The following is a 17,339-nucleotide window of genomic DNA, read 5'->3' on the forward strand; positions in this document are numbered from 1 at the left end:
ACCTCACCAACTAGCTAATCCCACTTGGGCTGATCTTATGGCGCGAGGCCCGAAGGTCCCCCGCTTTGGTCCGAAGACATTATGCGGTATTAGCAGTCGTTTCCAACTGTTGTCCCCCACCATAAGGTACATTCCCAAGCATTACTCACCCGTCCGCCGCTCGTCAGCAGAGTAGCAAGCTACTCTCTGTTACCGCTCGACTTGCATGTGTTAGGCCTGCCGCCAGCGTTCAATCTGAGCCATGATCAAACTCTTCAATTAAAAGTTTTTTCTGCCCTTCCCATTAAGGGAGTGGACATGCTCAATGAATTCTGAATTTATTTAACATCTTTCGATGTTGAATTGACTGTGCTGAAATAAGTAAACTTATTTCCGTTGGTCACTCACTTTCCATTAAAGGAAAAAACATTGAGACTCTAAATTTGCTTGTCTTACTACCTAAGTAGCTCGACTGTTAGAACTCAATCTGTACGAGTGCCCACACAGATGATTGCTTTATATTGTTAAAGAACGTTTCGAGTTGCTTTCGCGTCTCGAGGGATGCGTATAATACATCCTTAATTTTTCGAGTCAACACTTAATTTTAAACTTTCTTTTGAAGATTTAAAACCGAAGTTTTACTTAACTCTCTGCTACGTTGCTCAGCGTCTTTCGTTGCTGCCCGCCGTGTCAGTGAGGTCGCATTATAGGGAGATGGATTTTTTACGCAAGCACTTTTCTTACTATTTTTTAATTATTTTTAAATACGTTAGATACCCACTAAGTACCAACATCTTACCCACAAAACCCTGTGGATAACTCTGGTTTTTTAACAGAATTACTAAACTATCACTCTATGTTGTGGTAAGTTGCGCCGCAGATTTTCCACTCGCTCACAAGGCATGTAAAATGACAGATATTATAAATAGTATAAGTGGCCTACTTTGGGGTCACATTCTGGTTTACCTATTAATAGCTGCGGGGCTATTTTTTACTCTTCGACTCGGTTTCATTCAATTCACCCAATTTCCCCATATGATCAAGGTTATGTTTCATAGCCGCCAAGGTTCAGGAGAAGGCATCTCCTCTTTTCAAGCTTTTTGTACTTCTTTAGCAGCTCGCGTTGGTACAGGTAATATGGCGGGTGTAGCAGTTGCACTTTATTTAGGGGGCGCAGGTGCTATTTTTTGGATGTGGTTGATTGCTTTAATTGGTATGGCAACCAGTTTTGCTGAAAGTACACTTGCGCAAGCTTATAAAACGGTCGATGAAGACGGTAACTTTCGAGGTGGTCCTGCTTATTATATGGAATACGGTTTAGGTAAACGTTGGATGGGCGTGATCTTTTCGCTGTGTTTGATCCTTGCCTTCGGCCTTGTATTTAATGCTGTACAATCTAACTCTATCGCTGCAGCGTTTGATGTCGCGTTTGGTATTCCAAAGTATATTGTCGGTATTACGCTTGTGCTTGGTTCAGGCATTATTATTTTTGGTGGTTTAAAGACAATTTCTCGATTCGCAGAGATGGTTGTTCCCTTTATGGCGCTTGCCTACTTACTCGTCGCACTTTATGTCTGTGCAATCAACTATGAATTATTACCTAATGTGTTTATGCATGTAATTAATAGTGCATTTGGACTTGAACAAGCAGGTGCAGGTGCTATTGGTTATGGCGTGATGCAAGCAATGATCCAAGGTATAAAACGTGGTTTGTTCTCAAATGAAGCAGGTATGGGTAGCGCCGCGAATGCTGCTGCAACAGCAACACCTAATCCGCCACACCCAGCTTCACAAGGTTATGTACAAATGCTTGGCGTCTTTGTTGATACCATTATTATATGTACAGCCACAGCGGCTCTTATTTTATTATCTCAACAATTAATCCCAGAATCAGGGGTTACGGGTATTGCACTGACACAAGCAGCACTTGAGGAGCATGTTGGAAGTTGGGGCGCAACCTTTGTTGCAATTGCGATTTTATTCTTTGCATTCACATCGATAGTTGCCAATTACTCATACGCTGAAACAAATCTATTATTTCTAGAACATAACCACGCTGCAGGTATGGTGATCTTCAGATTATTAGTGCTGGGTATGGTAATGTTTGGCGCACTTGGTGAGTTACCTATTGTCTGGACTCTCGCTGATATATCCATGGGCCTTATGGCTATCGTCAACGTTATTGCGTTATTTATGTTGTCAGGTGTCGTAATTTGGCTTGCTAAAGACTACAACACCCAACGTAAAGCGGGCAAGCTACCCACGTTTGATCCGTCACAAAACGAAAAATTAAATCAAACAATACCAAAAGGTGCTTGGCGTAAGTAAGCTTGATAGGTGTTTGCTTAATTTAGTGTCGTATTTTCAGGGAGCTGTTCAGCTCCCTTTTTTGATTCTGCAAGCTTTTCAAAAACCGTGAGTAAGAATGTAACTTGCTGTTCGGTTAACGTTACTTTTAGCTTTTCTGTTAACTGAGCTTTGACTTTTGTTTTAAGGGCTTGCTTTTGTTCTGCCGAAAATAGCGGCTGAGTTTGTTGTTGGTAAGATTGCACTGCCGTGAGCACTTCCATCACCACTTCATTGTCAAAATCAACAAGTGCTGTTTTCGCTTTTTCGAGAGCTTGTTCTGTTTTATCAAATGCCGTTGAGACTTTTTTGACTAACACACTGACTTCATGAATCTTCAGTACGTCATTGATGTTAGACATGATAATCGCAACCGGAATAAGAACAAGCGCAATGGCGAAACATACACCAAACACTGCGCCTACCCAAAACTGATTTAAACCACGTTTAAATTGTTCCATTATCTGTCCTTGATACTTTATGAATAATACCACTGATAATGTAAGGAAATTTAACGCATACATTAGTCAAGTAGCCATAAACAAACTATAAAGCTATTTTGGAAATAACAAAACTAATTAGAGTAAATAAGGAAATAGAAATAAATATGAAATAGAGTAGATATAAACTTTGAAGTATAAATGGTGCCCGGGGCCGGACTTGAACCGGCACGTCCTTACGAACGAGGGATTTTAAATCCCTTGTGTCTACCAATTCCACCACCCGGGCATCGGGTCGCTCAAAGAGCATGTGGAGTATTAAATGGAGGCGGAACCCGGAGTCGAACCGAGGTAGACGGATTTGCAATCCGCTGCATGGCCACTCTGCCATTCCGCCTTATCGCTTCCAAATAATTGGAGCGGCACACGAGGCTCGAACTCGTGACCTCAACCTTGGCAAGGTTGCGCTCTACCAACTGAGCTAGTGCCGCAAATTTAGTGTTTTATCCATACAGTTTAAACTAAATAAAGTTTAAATGGTGCCCGGGGCCGGACTTGAACCGGCACGTCCTTACGAACGAGGGATTTTAAATCCCTTGTGTCTACCAATTCCACCACCCGGGCATCGGGTTTGCTATTTAAAGCAAGTGGATAAAGCTAATATGGAGCGGCACACGAGGCTCGAACTCGTGACCTCAACCTTGGCAAGGTTGCGCTCTACCAACTGAGCTAGTGCCGCATCATATTAACTCTAAAGTTAAACTATTTTAAAACTACATTTGGTATTGTAGTTAACCACAAATGGTGCCCGGGGCCGGACTTGAACCGGCACGTCCTTACGAACGAGGGATTTTAAATCCCTTGTGTCTACCAATTCCACCACCCGGGCATCGGGTTGCTCAAAGAGCGTGTGGAGTGTTGAATGGAGGCGGAACCCGGAGTCGAACCGAGGTGGACGGATTTGCAATCCGCTGCATGGCCACTCTGCCATTCCGCCAAATTAGATAATTGGAGCGGCACACGAGGCTCGAACTCGTGACCTCAACCTTGGCAAGGTTGCGCTCTACCAACTGAGCTAGTGCCGCTTTTCTTTATCTTGTGGGCTATGCCCTCTCAACACGGACGCATTCTACAGAGATTATTAAACGCGTCAATATAAAAAATGCGAGTTTTAAACTGTTTGCTTATTTTTTATCTAAAATGGTGTGTAATTATACGTTTAGGATCAATTTTTGGTCAATTCTGACCAAGCAGCAAACAAATATTGCAGCATCGAACTCAATGTTAAGAACGTGGCAATATATAAAAGTCCATAACTTAAATAAATCATCCAGGTATCAAACTGCCAAATAAGTCCGATTATCGCCAACATTTGTGCAGCTGTTTTGAACTTGCCCATATTAGATACAGCAACGTTATCTCGTTTGCCCTGCTCTGCCATCCATTCGCGTAAGGCAGAAATAACTATTTCACGGCTAATGATAACAAGTGCGGGAATCGTCATATATAAATTCTGATAATGACTAGATAATGCCACTAATGCAGCACAGACCATTACTTTATCGGCAACAGGGTCTAAGAATGCACCAAAAGGTGTAGACTGATTTAAACGGCGTGCTAAATAGCCATCAAGAATATCAGTAATTGATGCAAGCCAAAAAACAAACGCGGCCGCGAAAAACGCCCATGAATAAGGTAAATAAAATATCACCAAAAAAATGGGGATAAGAAAAAGTCTAAAGGTTGTGAGTGTGTTTGGAATATTCCACATAACTACTTGGAGATGTCTTTTTTTCTATATTCGCATGAAGGCTACGCCTTGTCATGCAAATGATTAAATATCTTTTCAGCCATTTCAGGGCTGATCCCAGGAACTTGTTTTAGTTGTTCTATATTAGCAGCTTTTACCCCTTGCATGCCCCCTAAATATTTTAATAATGATTGTCGGCGCTTTTGCCCTACACCATTTATTTCTTCAAGTAATGATTGAGACCGTTGTTTCTGACGCTTATTACGATGTCCTGCAATTGCGAAACGGTGTGATTCATCGCGAATATGTTGGATCAAATGAAGTGCCGGCGCATCTGAATCAAGCGGAATAGTCTTCCTACCGCCGTCAATCAATAAGGTTTCTAAACCGGGCTTACGGCTCGTGCCTTTTGCTACGCCAACTAACAGTGGCATTTTGCTATGGGGCCAATTTTCAAAATATTGCTCAGCACGTGATAATTGTCCCTTACCACCATCAATAAAGATAACATCTGGGATCTTGTCTTCATCAACAACTTTGTTATAACGCTTGTTTAACGCAAACTCCATGGCGGCATAGTCATCACCGCCAGTAATACCCGTCACATTAAAGCGACGATACTCTTTATTATTTGGCCCTTGTGAGTCAAACACGACACAACTTGCTACTGTGTTTTCACCCATTGTATGGCTGATATCAAAACACTCCATGCGATTAATGTCGTCAAGCCGAAGTGTTTCTTTTAATTGCGCATAACGCTTGTTAATTGAGTCTTGCGTGCTTTGTTTTACACTTATGCTGTTAAGCGCATTCTTATTTGCAAGCTTTAAGTATTGCGCTCTCTCACCTCGATTCGCTACTTTCAAGCTGACTTTACGTTCTGAAATTGTGGTAAGCGCATTACTCAATGGCTCACTTTCTTCAATAGCAAACGGCAAAATGATTTCTTTTGCAATTCGCCCTGTTGCACCCGGTGCTAAATAGTATTGCCCTAAGAAGGAGGTGAGAATTTCTTCTTGCCCTGAATCCTTAGGGACTTTCGGAAAATAAGTCTTACTGCCTAATACTTTATGATCGCGGATCATTAATAAATGTACGGCATTTAAACCGTTTAAATGTGCAAAGCCCACCACATCCATTTCAGCATGATTACCTGAAATAGATTGTTGCTCTTGCATTTTTCTAAGCAACAAAATTTGGTCACGTACTTTAGCAGCCAGTTCAAACTTTAGTGCTTTACTGGCCTGTTCCATTTTTGTAATTAAATCGGCAATAACTTCATGTGACTTGCCAAGTAGAAACTTACGAACAAAGTCGACTTCTTGACTGTACTCTTCATCAGATACTTTGTTGACACAAGGTGCAGAACAGCGTTTTAACTGATACTGAAGGCATGGGCGACTTCGTGCACGATAATAGGCATCTTCACATTGACGAACAGGAAAGATTTTTTGCATTAGCCGTAAGCTTTCTGATACCGCACCCGCACTTGGAAAAGGACCGAAGTACTCACCTTTAATTTTGCGACTACCACGATGAAACGCCAAACGGGGATGTTTATGATTTGTCAGTAAAATATACGGATACGATTTGTCATCTCGCAGTAAAATATTATAGCGAGGCTGATATTTTTTTATAAGGTTGTTTTCGAGAAGAAGAGCCTCAGTTTCTGTATTCGTCAGGGTAACTTCAATGCCACAGATATTGCTAACTAATACACGCGTTTTACTGTCTGTTACATTGCTGCGAAAATAACTTGTAACACGCTTTTTGAGGTTCTTTGCCTTACCGACATAAATAACTTGCCCTTCACTATCAAGCATTCGGTATACACCGGGTTCGCTTGATAGTGTTTTAAGAAAACGGGCGGAATCGAAATCAGACATTGAGCAAATTAATGCGAGCTATCAATGTCGATCATTTTATGACGTATCGCCAAATGGGTTAACTCAACATCGCCACCCACATTTAGCTTTTCAAACATACGATAGCGATAGCTATTGACTGTTTTAGAGCTGAGGTTTAAACGCTCTGCGATATCTTGTGCTTTTTCACCTTTGGTGATCATAAGCATAATTTGCAGTTCACGCTCAGATAAACTTTGGAAAGGGTTTTCATCAGTACGACCGCTAACTTGCGCAAGAGCAATCTGCTGGGCAATTTCAGGCGCAATATAACGCTGACCCGCATTAACAGCACGAATGGCATTCACCATTTCATCAGACCCAGCCCCTTTGGTTAGATAACCATGGGCACCAATTTGCATTACTTTACTTGGGAATGGATCTTCACAATGTACAGTAAGCACAATAATTTTCACATCAGGGCAGTAACGACAAATTTTCTTCGTCGCTTCTAAGCCGCCAATACCTGGCATATTCATGTCCATTAACACGATATCAGGTGAGTTTTGACGGCAAAATTGCACCGCTTCTTCACCGGTTTTAGCTTCACCCACCACTTTAAAACCACGAACATCATCAAGTATACGTCTGATCCCTGTCCGTACAAGCTCATGGTCATCAACTAAAAGTACATTAATCAATGGAACACCCTCAAATAACCCAAATATATGCTTTTGCACTATTTAATGTGCCACATTAGCACAGAAGAAGTGAAACGATAAATCAAAATATCGTTTCACTCGTTAATTTTACGCAGCGGCTTTCTCGCTAAAGCGATCAACCCACAACGCAATGATACCATCGCCTGTTACATTACAGGCAGTACCAAAACTGTCTTGCGCTAAATAAAGGGCAATCATTAATGCCACTGCACCTTCATTAAAACCGAGCATACTTGTTAACAAGCCTAACGCAGACATCACTGCACCGCCTGGTGCACCCGGTGCTGCAATCATTACAACGCCTAACATCATAATAAATGGCAACATACCAAACAATGACGGCACATCCATATTAGGTGATAAAAACATGACAGCCATCGCACAGGTAACGATTGTAATCGTCGAACCTGATAAATGAATGGTTGCACATAGAGGCACAGTAAAGTTTGCAACATCTTCTTTCACATTGTTTGCTTTACTTGAGCGTAACGAAACTGGAATCGTCGCCGCGCTCGACATTGTACCTAAAGCAGTAAAATAAGCTGGCAGCATATTTTTTACAAGCTCTAATGGGTTACGCTTTAATAATAAACCAGTTGTTACATATAAAACGGTTAGCCATAACCAATGCATTATAAGTGCGGCAAGTAACACAATACCGAAGGTTTGAAGGGTATCAACGACGGTACCAGCCACTGTCATTTCAGCAAACACACCAGCAATATAAAATGGTAATGCTGGAATAATTACTTTCGCCAACAAGCCATCAATAACATCGCGACCTTGATCTGACACTTTCTTTAAAGTATCTAGCTGCAACTGGCTCATACCAATACCAAACACAAATGCGGTTGCAAGCGCGGTCATCACACCCATTAACGGCGGAATTTCTAGATCAATAAAGCTACCCACTTCTGTGGCAACTTCAGCTTCAAATGTTAAGCCACCATCAAATAATGGGATCATGGCACTCACGAGTAAAAATGCCAATGTGCCAGCAATGATGGTAGAGCCATAGGCAAAGCCAACTGTTTTGCCAAGTAAGTGGCCCGAGCCTTTTGGCAAACCAGCAATACCTGATGCAATAAAAAATAAAATAATCAGCGGAATCGTAAAGGTGATCAACTGACCAATAATTTCTTTTGCTGTATAAAGGAGTTCAACACCCGTTAGTGGCACATACAAGCCCACTAAAATACCGGCAACAATACCGGCAATTAATTTAAGAATTAACTTCATAACGATCACTTCTTTTTTTTGGTGGTAACCTTTTACCACGTTTTGATTTACTTTTGTTATAAAACAGCCAAATTTGTGTTTGATTGCCTAATTTACCACCACGATTATCCTGAATCTAATTTGAACGTGAATATATGCACCCTATCGCGTTGCATTTGTTAACAAACTCGTAAATTAATAACATGCGCGCAGTTTTGAATACCAAAAATAGTACTTATGTATAAATCAATTTTAAGTGTGGCCCTTTTGTGTGCGCCTTTTACAAGCTTGGCGACTAGCCTACCCATTCAACTTCCGTTTATTGCTGAATCCGCAACAGTTGATGGTCAACTGGATGAACCTAGTTGGCAGCAAGCCAGAAAAATAGTAATCGATAATGTCACTTGGCCTTACGAGAATGCTAAGAGCCCAGTCACTACCTTTGCCTATGTTTATGAAGATGGCGAAACTTTATACATAGGTTTTGAAGCAAACGATCCGAACCCTGAACTTATTCGCGCTTTTTACCGTGACCGTGATGCTGCATGGAATGATGACCTAGTCGGCCTAAAAATAGATTCATATAATAATTCGCAGCTTGCTTATCAATTTTTTATTAATCCATTAGGTGTGCAACAAGACTCCATTGAAAATGAGCTCACGAAACATGAAAGCTCTTCATGGGATGGTATTTGGGATAGCGAAGGCGTTATTCATGACCGTGGTTATACCGTTGAAGTGGCTATTCCACTTCGCGTACTTAACTTCGATGACAGCATTAAAACCAAAACCATGGCTATGGAGTTTGTCAGGTTCTTACCACGCAGCGAACGTTTGCGTATTTCTAATATGAAAATTGACCACGGCAATAACTGCTGGATTTGCCAAATGCCAAGCTATCAAGGTTTTGAAGAAGCCAAACAAGGGAATAACGTGGCCGTGATCCCCTCTATTGTATTAGGCAAAAATGAAACCCGAGAGATAGAGAATGCTCATATTGATGAATGGGAAAGTGAAAACACCACCGAAGCAAGCTTAGATTTGAAATGGGGTATAACACCCGATATCACATTAAATGCCACTATTAATCCTGACTTTTCACAAGTTGAGGCCGATGTAGCGCAGTTAAGTGTTAACAACAACTTTAGCTTGTTCTTTCCTGAAAAGCGGGCATTTTTTCTTGATAATGCAGACTACTTTGCTTCAACACTCAATTTAATCCACACCCGTAATATTGCTCAACCTGATTACGGCACAAAAATAACGGGTAGCAAAAATGGTCATACTTTCGCAGGCTTTATAGCCAACGACAATCAAACCAATGTGCTGATCCCTGGCAACTTGGGCTCGTCACTTGTCTCTCTGGATAGTAAAAGTGAGAACGGTGCTTTGCGCTATCGATACGATTTTGAATCAGGTTTGTCATTAGGCTCAACAGCCACACACCGTCAAAGTGATGACTACAAAAACACGGTGTACAGCATCGACAGCAAATATAAACCAACGGTGAACGACACGTTTCTCGTACAAGTCCTGAAGTCGGAAACTCAGTACAGTCAAACATTTATCGATGAGCTTTGCGATGGCAATAACTGCACACAGCCAGAACAAGTGACATGTGAAATCAATCGCGACTGTGATTATAACGAAGGAGTTTTACGGGTACTCAACCAACAGGAGCAATCAGGGAACGGTTACTTTGTAAAATACCAACACGACGAAAAATATTGGCGTGCGTTTGCAGACTATAATTACCGCGATGCCGACTTACGCGCTGATTTAGGTTTTATCTCACAAGTTGATTTTAAAAAATTCACCACCGGTGGTGAATACCGCTGGTATGGCGATAAAGGTAATTGGTGGAATCGAGCTAACCTTTATGCCGATTGGGATATTACACATAACGAGAATAACGAACTACTTGAGAAGGAAGCGCAGTCAAGTTTTTCAGTCAGTGGGCCATTACAAAGCTTCTTTGAGTTATCAGTTGAACATCGAAACCGCAGAGGGCTTCGTCATGACAAGTCACGACTAGACATAGATGACAACACGGATCTATTTAGCGAAAACGGCATTGGCTTTTACAGTGACTTTAAGCCACAGGCAGGTTTGTTTGCCTCTCTATATATGTATACCGGAAATGCAGTCGATTTAGCGAATAACCGTGTTGGTGAAAAGCTGCATATTCGTCCTGTTCTAAATATGAACTTAGGTAAGCACTTTGAAGTACGATTACGTCATACATACGAACAACTAGAAGCTGATGGTAGCGATGTTTTCACTGCTAATTTAAGCGATGTACGTTTGACTTACCAATTTAACGTCAATAGCTTTTTACGTCTCGCTGTAATTTACACAGACCTAGAGCGCAATCAAGCTAACTATCAAGACGACGTAGACAGCCAATACAAAAAGCTCGCCACACAATTACTGTATTCATACAAATTGAACCCACAAACAGTCTTTTTTGCTGGCTATTCTGATAATGGCTACCAAGATGATGAACTGTCATCAATCACCCAAGAACAACGAACCTTATTTGCTAAGTTCAGCTACGCTTGGTTATTGTAGACTCATTAAGGGCACTCAAACGAAGTGCCCTTTTTTCCTTTAGTTTTAAAGCTTATTCCTAAATGCTATAAGCCTATTCGCTATATGTTATAGCCAAACTTTACTTTCGTTTTTTATTAGGCGAAGTAAAGTGTGACTATTACAGATCGATAGCCTAAGCTATTTGATCCCGATTGAATAAATTGCTTCCAAGGGAACATTATGTCTAACATTTTTGAAGATAATTCATTAACGATTGGTAACACACCAATTGTAAAGCTTAACCGCGTTACCACAGGTAATGTGTTTGCTAAAGTAGAATCACGTAACCCGAGCTTCAGTGTTAAATGCCGTATCGGCGCTTCAATGATCTGGGAAGCTGAAAAGTCTGGCGTTTTAACAAAAGACAAAGAGTTAATTGAACCTACATCTGGTAATACGGGTATTGCATTAGCATTCGTAGCCGCTTCTCGTGGTTACAAATTAACTCTGACTATGCCAAATACAATGAGCTTAGAACGTCGTAAGCTATTAAAAGCATTGGGTGCAAACCTTGTGTTAACCGATGGTGCTAAGGGGATGAATGGCGCAATTGAAAAAGCGAAAGAAATTCAAGCGAGCGAGCCTGAAAAGTACATTCTTTTACAACAATTCGAAAATCCAGCCAACCCTAAAATCCACTTTGAAACCACGGGCCCTGAGATCTATGATGCAATGGATGGAAAAATCGATATCTTCGTAGCTGGTGTAGGCACGGGCGGTACAATCACTGGCGTGAGTCGTTACCTTAAGCTTGAAAAAGGCCTAAATGTGCAATCTGTTGCTGTTGAGCCAACAAATTCACCTGTTATCAGCCAAACGCTTGCTGGTGAAGAAATCAAACCAGGTCCTCATAAAATTCAAGGTATCGGAGCCGGCTTCATCCCGGGCAACTTAGATTTAGAAGTTGTCGATTCAGCGGAGCAAGTATCAAATGAAGATGCGATTGCAATGGCACATGAATTGATGAAAAACGAAGGGATTTTAGTCGGGATTTCTTCTGGTGCAGCGGTTGTTGCAGCTAAACGTTTAGCTGAAAAACCAGAAAATGCAGGCAAAAATGTTGTCGTTATTTTACCAAGTGCAACAGAGCGTTACTTATCTAGCCCATTGTTTGCAGAAGAATTTAGCGACAAAGAATTAGTACAGTAATCACACACTCAAAATCAAAAAAAAGGATGCATGTGCATCCTTTTTTATTACATAAAATTCAATATTATCCAATAAATTTACTGAGTTAACTTTACATCACTGCCATTTCGTCACACACTTAAAGTTATCTTGAACTGCCAAACAATAACAATGAAAAAAATACTCTTTATTTGTGCTCTATTAAGTGGCGTGCTGCTGTTCGGTTGCGGCTCTGAAGATTCTCCAAAAGGTGAAAAGAACACACCAGGAAACACGGCAACCTTATATTTCGATGCCCTTTATAATCAAAAAGATTTCGATCTTGCAATGCAATATGCCACCCCTAAAATGGCGCGCATTATGAAATCTTACGGCACAGCAAGCCAATTTGCGCGTAACCTTATTAATATGCAATACGATGAAGTCGTGATTGAAGTCGATATGACAAATATGAGTCTACGCGAACAGTACGGTGATAAAGCGAATATAAACCTAATATTTACCGGCTACTTTAATGGTAAGAAAATAGATGATATGCGCAGTGTTCAAATGATACGTAAAAAGAGCAATTGGTATATCGAAAAAATTAATCCAGACCCATTTGCACGATAAATAACGTTTAAAGAAGCCTTGCTCTTGCAAGGCTTTTTTATGCTATGAGCTACAGCTCACCGGGGGTAAAGTTATCAACAGCAATGGCTCGTTTTCGCAGCGCATTTGCTTCATTCATTCGCTCAACAACCGTGTCGTTAATCAAGTTTTTCTCTGCCGCTACCGCTATCGCATCTTCAAGCTCTAAATTACGGCCAATGGTGCCCTCTTTTTGCCACTTGCGCAGCTGCTTGAAGTCTTCATGAGTATCAATCATCGCCATAAAGGCATTTTCCATCACACCCGTCCCAGCATTCTCATCTACATAGCACAAGTGTGTTAACCTATCTCTGAACACACCAGGCTTACTCATGTGCTCACACATAGTTTGCGCCAGCTCATCACTTGGGCGGTGATAATGGTTGCCTAATGGAAACACAATACGTTTAAGTAAAAAGTTCACTACAGGGTTTGAGAAGTTTTTGAAAAAGCCATCAAATGCTTGGCCAATACTAAACAGTGAATGTTCTACTGCGTATTGAACAAACGGTAAATCGGCCTGTTGACGCCCTTCATCTTCGTAACGTTTAAGTACACAAGAAGCTAAATACAGGTGGCTGAGAACATCGCCTAAGCGTGCTGAAATCATTTCTTTGCGCTTTAACTCGCCGCCTAAAACTAACATCGCTACATCGGTGCAAAACGCTAAGCCTCGGCTCATGCGCCCTAATTGCTTATAATACACAGAAGTGGCACCACTCACAGGCGCTTTGGCAAAATAACTACGCGTTAAACCGTGTACAAAAGCCATCCCCGCATTACTCCCAGCAAACAAAATATGCTGTAGTAGTAGCGCGTCGAACTCTTTTAACGCTAAGTCGTGATCTTCCATTGCAGCAGCTTCCATTTCTTTAAGTACAAATGGATGGCAGCGGGTTGCGCCCTGACCAAAAATCATTAAATTACGGGTAAGAATATTAGCGCCTTCTACCGTAATAGACACTGGGATCCCCATATAACCATGAGCTAGATAGTTATTAGGCCCGACTTGAATTCCCTTGCCTGAATGAATATCCATTGCGTCGTTCATTACTGTACGACCCATTTCTGTCATATGGTATTTGGCAATCGCAGTGACTACCGAAGGGCTCAATTTTAAATCAATGGCTCCTGCGGTCATGAGTCGAGCAGACTCAAGCGTGTAAGTTAACCCGCCGATGCGTGCCAAAGCCTCTTGCACTCCTTCAAATTGACCAATAGAGACACCAAACTGTTGACGAACAGTGGCATAGGCAGATGTCATCCGTGAAGCTAAATGCCCGGTTGCTGTGCTTAAGGCGGGTAACGAAATACCGCGGCCTGCGCTTAAGCATTCAACCAACATACGCCAACCTCGTCCTGCACCCTGCTTTCCACCAATAATCCAATCAAGCGGAATAAATACATCTTTACCATACGTGGTGCCATTCATAAACGCCATATTCAATGGATAGTGGCGCTCACCTGTTTGCACGCCTTCGTGGTCGGTTGGAATTAACGCACACGTAATGCCCAGCTCTTTTTTATCACCTAGTAAACCATCGGGGTCATACATTTTAAACGCGAGCCCCAACACGGTCGCAATCGGTGCAAGCGTAATGTATCGTTTCGACCAGTTAAGTTTTAAACCAATGACTTCTTCGCCATTAAACTCACCTTTACACACGACACCCGTATCAGGAATACTCCCTGCATCTGAGCCGGCCTCAGGTCCTGTTAATGCAAAGCATGGCACATCATCACCTTTTGCAAGGCTTGGTAACCAACGCTCTTGCTGCTCTTTTGTACCGTAATGAAGCAGTAATTCTCCCGGTCCTAAGCTATTAGGAACCATAACCGTCACAGCGGCTGTTAGACTCTTAGTGGCAATTTTAGACACAATGGTCGAGTTAGCAATTGCCGAAAATTCACGACCACCAAACTTCTCTGGAATGATCAGTGCAAAGAAACCTTCTTTTTTCAGGTAATCCCATACTTCTTTAGGCAGGTCTTTATCTTTTTGAACAATTTGATAATCGTCGAGCATTGCCAGCAAGGTTTCTACTTGCTCAGCTAAAAATGTACGTTCTTTTTCGCTCAACTCAGGCTTGGGAAAGCGATGTAGCTTTTGCCAATCAGGGTTACCACTAAATAACTCACCATCCCACCAAACATCACCCGCTTCCATTGCTTCGCGCTCTGTTTGAGATAAAGGCGGTAATACCCTTTTAAACATACTAAATGTAGGTCGCGTGATCAGGTTTATGCGAATATCTTTCACAGCAAAAATCACAATTACAGCAACCAGTAACAGAATAATTACAGTAGTCATTGTGCAATCCTTTTATTTTAATCAACTGCCTCAAGTATGACTGATCGTGCCATAAATACAACGTGTCAAATCGTAACGGTGACTCAATTCGGCTCTTCGCTTGTTCTTTTTTTCGACACTGCTATTATGCCACTACCATACTAAAACTACTGACACATCAGAGCTCAGCCAGTAGTTCGATAACAATAACATTCTTTAGGGAAAAACTATGAAGACTCCATTTAAGCTCAGTGTAAGTGCTGTAATGGTCGCAAGTGCGTTGGCACTTTCTGGCTGTAACGACGAAGCGCCTACTGCGAAAACAACGACCACGCAAACACCACCCCAAGCAACAGCACAAGATGCAGATAAATTTATCGCAGAAACAGAAAAAGAATTAAGTGCACTGTTTTTAGAATCGAGCCGTGCTGAATGGATTTACGCAAACTTCATTACTCATGACAGTGCTGAGTTATCAGCAGAAGTTAATCGAAAAATGACTGAATCGGTTGTGCGACTCGCTAACGAAGCAGCCAAGTTTGACAGTATAGAGCTTGATTACGATGCGCGCCGAAAACTCGATAAACTAAAGCTAGCTCTCACATTGCCTGCACCTCAAGATGCAGCAAAAACTGCTAAGTTATCACAGCTTGTGGCTGAACTTGGCGGTATTTATGGTAAAGGGAAATATTGTAAAGAAGAGGGAAATTGCTTAAGCCTAGGTGAAATGACCGCCAAAATGGCCACTAGCCGAGACTACAACGAACTACTCGATTTATGGCAAGGTTGGCGACAAGTATCAAAACCTATGCGCCCGTTGTATGAACAACAGGTTGTGCTAACCAATGAAGGCGCTAAAGAGCTAGGTTACGCAGATACAGGTGCAATGTGGCGAAGCAAGTACGATATGCCTGCTGATGATTTTGCCAAAGAACTCGACCGTATTTGGGGTCAAGTTAAACCACTTTACGAATCGCTTCATTGTCACGTTCGTGCAAAACTGGGTGAACAATATGGTGAAGATAAAGTACCCCAAGACCAACCAATCCCAGCACACCTATTAGGTAACATGTGGGCACAAACGTGGGGCAATATCTATGATGTTGTTGCGCCTGAAAACGCAGATCCTGGTTACGATGTGACAGCATTGCTTGCTGAACACGATTACGATGAACTGAAAATGGTTCGCGGTGCAGAAAAATTCTTTACATCAATGGGATTCGCACCACTTCCTGACACGTTCTATGAACGTTCATTATTTATAAAGCCTCGTGATCGTGATGTGTTGTGTCATGCCTCTGCATGGAACATCGATAGTAAAGACGATTTACGAATTAAAATGTGTATTCAACGCACAGGCGAAGAATTCTCAACTATTCACCACGAGTTAGGGCATAACTTTTATCAACGTGCCTACAACACTCAACCGGTTTATTATCAAGAAAGTGCGAACGATGGTTTCCATGAAGCAATTGGCGACACCATTGCCCTCTCGGTAACGCCGGGTTACTTGAAAGAAATAGGCCTGTTAAATGAAGTGCCTGATGAGTCTAAAGATATTGGGCTATTAATGAAAATGGCTCTTGAGAAAGTCGCCTTCATTCCATTCGGCCTGCTTGTCGACCAATGGCGCTGGAAGGTATTCTCTGGCGAAGTAACACCTGAAAACTATAATAAAGCATGGTGGGAGTTACGTGAGAAATATCAAGGTGTGCAAGCGCCAATCGCTCGAAGTGAATCAGACTTTGATCCCGGTGCAAAATACCATGTTCCAGGTAATGTGCCTTATACACGTTATTTCTTAGCCCATATTTTACAGTTTGATTTCCACAGAAGCCTTTGTGAAATTGCAGGCAACGAAGAAGCCATCCATCGCTGTTCTGTGTATAACTCTAAAGAGGCTGGAGAGAAACTAAATGCAATGCTTGAAATGGGCTCGAGTCGTCCATGGCAAGAAGCACTTGCCACCATTACCGGTAAAGAACAAATGGATGCCACTGCAATCTTAGATTACTTTGCACCATTACAAAAATACCTTGATGAACAAAATAAAGACCGTGAGTGCGGTTGGTAAACAACCTAAAGCAAAAAGCCCGCATATGCGTAATGCCAGTCAGTTAAGAGCTGACTGGCATTTTCTTTTGTAAGGATACTTATTTGGTTTCCTTCTTATCACCCTTGGATAATGCCTGTCTGGTAGCCTATCGGGTAAGATAAACAACCTAAGTGTTTTCAGTAACTCATCATAATGAACAGGTAACTTACTTGCACTATGTATTGGCGTAAACATGAAGAAAGCGATTACCTGCCGCATAGATTGGCTAAAGCTTAATTGAGTAGGCAAGATATCTTCTTCTTTAGTTGCATCAAGCATGATTATGCGTATTAAGTTGTAAGCGA

11 protein-coding genes, 8 tRNA genes, 1 rRNA gene and 1 pseudogene are annotated in these 17,339 nt (G+C 41.7%); 5 read left to right on the forward strand and 16 right to left on the reverse strand.

All coding sequences use genetic code 11. The features are described from left to right. Nucleotides 1-261, reverse strand: a 16S ribosomal RNA gene (locus LPA49_RS21555); the annotation flags it as partial. Between the two features lie 627 nt (nt 262-888). Between LPA49_RS21555 and LPA49_RS21560 the strand changes: the two genes are divergently transcribed. Beyond that, a complete protein-coding gene (locus LPA49_RS21560) occupies nt 889-2,307 on the forward strand; it encodes a sodium:alanine symporter family protein (protein ID WP_036969309.1) in 1,419 nt (472 codons plus the stop codon). A gap of 17 nt (nt 2,308-2,324) precedes the next feature. Here the strand turns inward: LPA49_RS21560 and LPA49_RS21565 are convergent, their stop codons facing one another. From LPA49_RS21565 to LPA49_RS21625, 13 genes are all read right to left on the reverse strand, one after another. After that, on the reverse strand, nt 2,325-2,786 hold the full coding sequence (locus LPA49_RS21565) for a hypothetical protein (protein ID WP_036969311.1): 462 nt from the start codon (nt 2,784-2,786) through the stop codon (nt 2,325-2,327). Nucleotides 2,787-2,967: 181 nt separating this feature from the next. Continuing rightward, nucleotides 2,968-3,054, reverse strand: a tRNA-Leu gene (locus LPA49_RS21570). Between the two features lie 34 nt (nt 3,055-3,088). Next, a tRNA-Cys gene (locus LPA49_RS21575) sits at nt 3,089-3,162 on the reverse strand. A gap of 18 nt (nt 3,163-3,180) precedes the next feature. After that, nucleotides 3,181-3,256, reverse strand: a tRNA-Gly gene (locus tag LPA49_RS21580). A 46-nt stretch (nt 3,257-3,302) separates the two neighbouring features. Further along, nucleotides 3,303-3,389, reverse strand: a tRNA-Leu gene (locus LPA49_RS21585). A gap of 39 nt (nt 3,390-3,428) precedes the next feature. Further along, nucleotides 3,429-3,504, reverse strand: a tRNA-Gly gene (locus LPA49_RS21590). Between the two features lie 63 nt (nt 3,505-3,567). Continuing rightward, a tRNA-Leu gene (locus tag LPA49_RS21595) sits at nt 3,568-3,654 on the reverse strand. 34 nt (nt 3,655-3,688) lie between these two features. Beyond that, a tRNA-Cys gene (locus LPA49_RS21600) sits at nt 3,689-3,762 on the reverse strand. Nucleotides 3,763-3,774: 12 nt separating this feature from the next. Next, a tRNA-Gly gene (locus tag LPA49_RS21605) sits at nt 3,775-3,850 on the reverse strand. 140 nt (nt 3,851-3,990) lie between these two features. Next, nucleotides 3,991-4,536 (reverse strand): CDP-diacylglycerol--glycerol-3-phosphate 3-phosphatidyltransferase, encoded by a 546-nt coding sequence (gene pgsA / locus LPA49_RS21610; RefSeq protein ID WP_036969313.1) that lies wholly within the window; start codon nt 4,534-4,536, stop codon nt 3,991-3,993. A 41-nt stretch (nt 4,537-4,577) separates the two neighbouring features. Then, nucleotides 4,578-6,401 (reverse strand): excinuclease ABC subunit UvrC, encoded by a 1,824-nt coding sequence (gene uvrC, locus LPA49_RS21615; RefSeq protein ID WP_230237753.1) that lies wholly within the window; start codon nt 6,399-6,401, stop codon nt 4,578-4,580. An 8-nt stretch (nt 6,402-6,409) separates the two neighbouring features. Further along, entirely contained in the window at nt 6,410-7,060 is a 651-nt protein-coding gene (gene uvrY, locus LPA49_RS21620) for a UvrY/SirA/GacA family response regulator transcription factor (RefSeq protein ID WP_036971600.1), read from the reverse strand. A 108-nt stretch (nt 7,061-7,168) separates the two neighbouring features. Then, complete coding sequence (locus LPA49_RS21625; RefSeq protein WP_036971603.1) at nt 7,169-8,320, reverse strand: dicarboxylate/amino acid:cation symporter; 1,152 nt, start codon at nt 8,318-8,320, stop codon at nt 7,169-7,171. Nucleotides 8,321-8,536: 216 nt separating this feature from the next. Between LPA49_RS21625 and LPA49_RS21630 the strand changes: the two genes are divergently transcribed. The 3 genes from LPA49_RS21630 (at nt 8,537) to LPA49_RS21640 (ending at nt 12,631) form a co-directional block, all read left to right on the forward strand. After that, complete coding sequence (locus tag LPA49_RS21630) at nt 8,537-10,870, forward strand: carbohydrate binding family 9 domain-containing protein (protein WP_074989865.1); 2,334 nt, start codon at nt 8,537-8,539, stop codon at nt 10,868-10,870. 201 nt (nt 10,871-11,071) lie between these two features. Further along, on the forward strand, nt 11,072-12,040 hold the full coding sequence (cysK, locus tag LPA49_RS21635; protein ID WP_036969317.1) for a cysteine synthase A: 969 nt from the start codon (nt 11,072-11,074) through the stop codon (nt 12,038-12,040). A gap of 150 nt (nt 12,041-12,190) precedes the next feature. Beyond that, nucleotides 12,191-12,631 carry a hypothetical protein gene (locus LPA49_RS21640; protein WP_036969320.1) on the forward strand — a complete coding sequence of 147 codons (441 nt, stop codon included), beginning with the start codon at nt 12,191-12,193 and terminating at the stop codon, nt 12,629-12,631. A gap of 49 nt (nt 12,632-12,680) precedes the next feature. Here the strand turns inward: LPA49_RS21640 and LPA49_RS21645 are convergent, their stop codons facing one another. Beyond that, nucleotides 12,681-14,960, reverse strand: coding sequence for an acyl-CoA dehydrogenase (locus tag LPA49_RS21645; protein WP_230237754.1), 2,280 nt, complete (start codon nt 14,958-14,960; stop codon nt 12,681-12,683). Between the two features lie 208 nt (nt 14,961-15,168). Between LPA49_RS21645 and LPA49_RS21650 the strand changes: the two genes are divergently transcribed. Then, on the forward strand, nt 15,169-17,013 hold the full coding sequence (locus LPA49_RS21650) for a M2 family metallopeptidase (RefSeq protein ID WP_074989862.1): 1,845 nt from the start codon (nt 15,169-15,171) through the stop codon (nt 17,011-17,013). 39 nt (nt 17,014-17,052) lie between these two features. Here LPA49_RS21650 and LPA49_RS21655 read toward each other — a convergent pair. Continuing rightward, nucleotides 17,053-17,339: pseudogene (locus LPA49_RS21655) on the reverse strand (IS4 family transposase); the annotation flags it as partial.

The sequence above is a fragment of the Pseudoalteromonas sp. MB41 genome, from assembly GCF_020966275.1.
Taxonomy (GTDB): domain Bacteria; phylum Pseudomonadota; class Gammaproteobacteria; order Enterobacterales; family Alteromonadaceae; genus Pseudoalteromonas; species Pseudoalteromonas lipolytica.

Excerpts from the sequence above, each read along its gene's own strand:
- uvrC (WP_230237753.1), bottom strand. The coding sequence starts at position 6,401 with ATGTCTGATTTCGATTCCGCCCGTTTTCTTAAAACACTATCAAGCGAA.
- LPA49_RS21630 (WP_074989865.1), top strand. The coding sequence starts at position 8,537 with ATGTATAAATCAATTTTAAGTGTGGCCCTTTTGTGTGCGCCTTTTACA.
- pgsA (WP_036969313.1), bottom strand. The coding sequence starts at position 4,536 with ATGTGGAATATTCCAAACACACTCACAACCTTTAGACTTTTTCTTATC.
- LPA49_RS21625 (WP_036971603.1), bottom strand. The coding sequence starts at position 8,320 with ATGAAGTTAATTCTTAAATTAATTGCCGGTATTGTTGCCGGTATTTTA.
- LPA49_RS21645 (WP_230237754.1), bottom strand. The coding sequence starts at position 14,960 with ATGACTACTGTAATTATTCTGTTACTGGTTGCTGTAATTGTGATTTTT.
- LPA49_RS21640 (WP_036969320.1), top strand. The coding sequence starts at position 12,191 with ATGAAAAAAATACTCTTTATTTGTGCTCTATTAAGTGGCGTGCTGCTG.
- LPA49_RS21565 (WP_036969311.1), bottom strand. The coding sequence starts at position 2,786 with ATGGAACAATTTAAACGTGGTTTAAATCAGTTTTGGGTAGGCGCAGTG.
- cysK (WP_036969317.1), top strand. The coding sequence starts at position 11,072 with ATGTCTAACATTTTTGAAGATAATTCATTAACGATTGGTAACACACCA.
- LPA49_RS21560 (WP_036969309.1), top strand. The coding sequence starts at position 889 with ATGACAGATATTATAAATAGTATAAGTGGCCTACTTTGGGGTCACATT.
- LPA49_RS21650 (WP_074989862.1), top strand. The coding sequence starts at position 15,169 with ATGAAGACTCCATTTAAGCTCAGTGTAAGTGCTGTAATGGTCGCAAGT.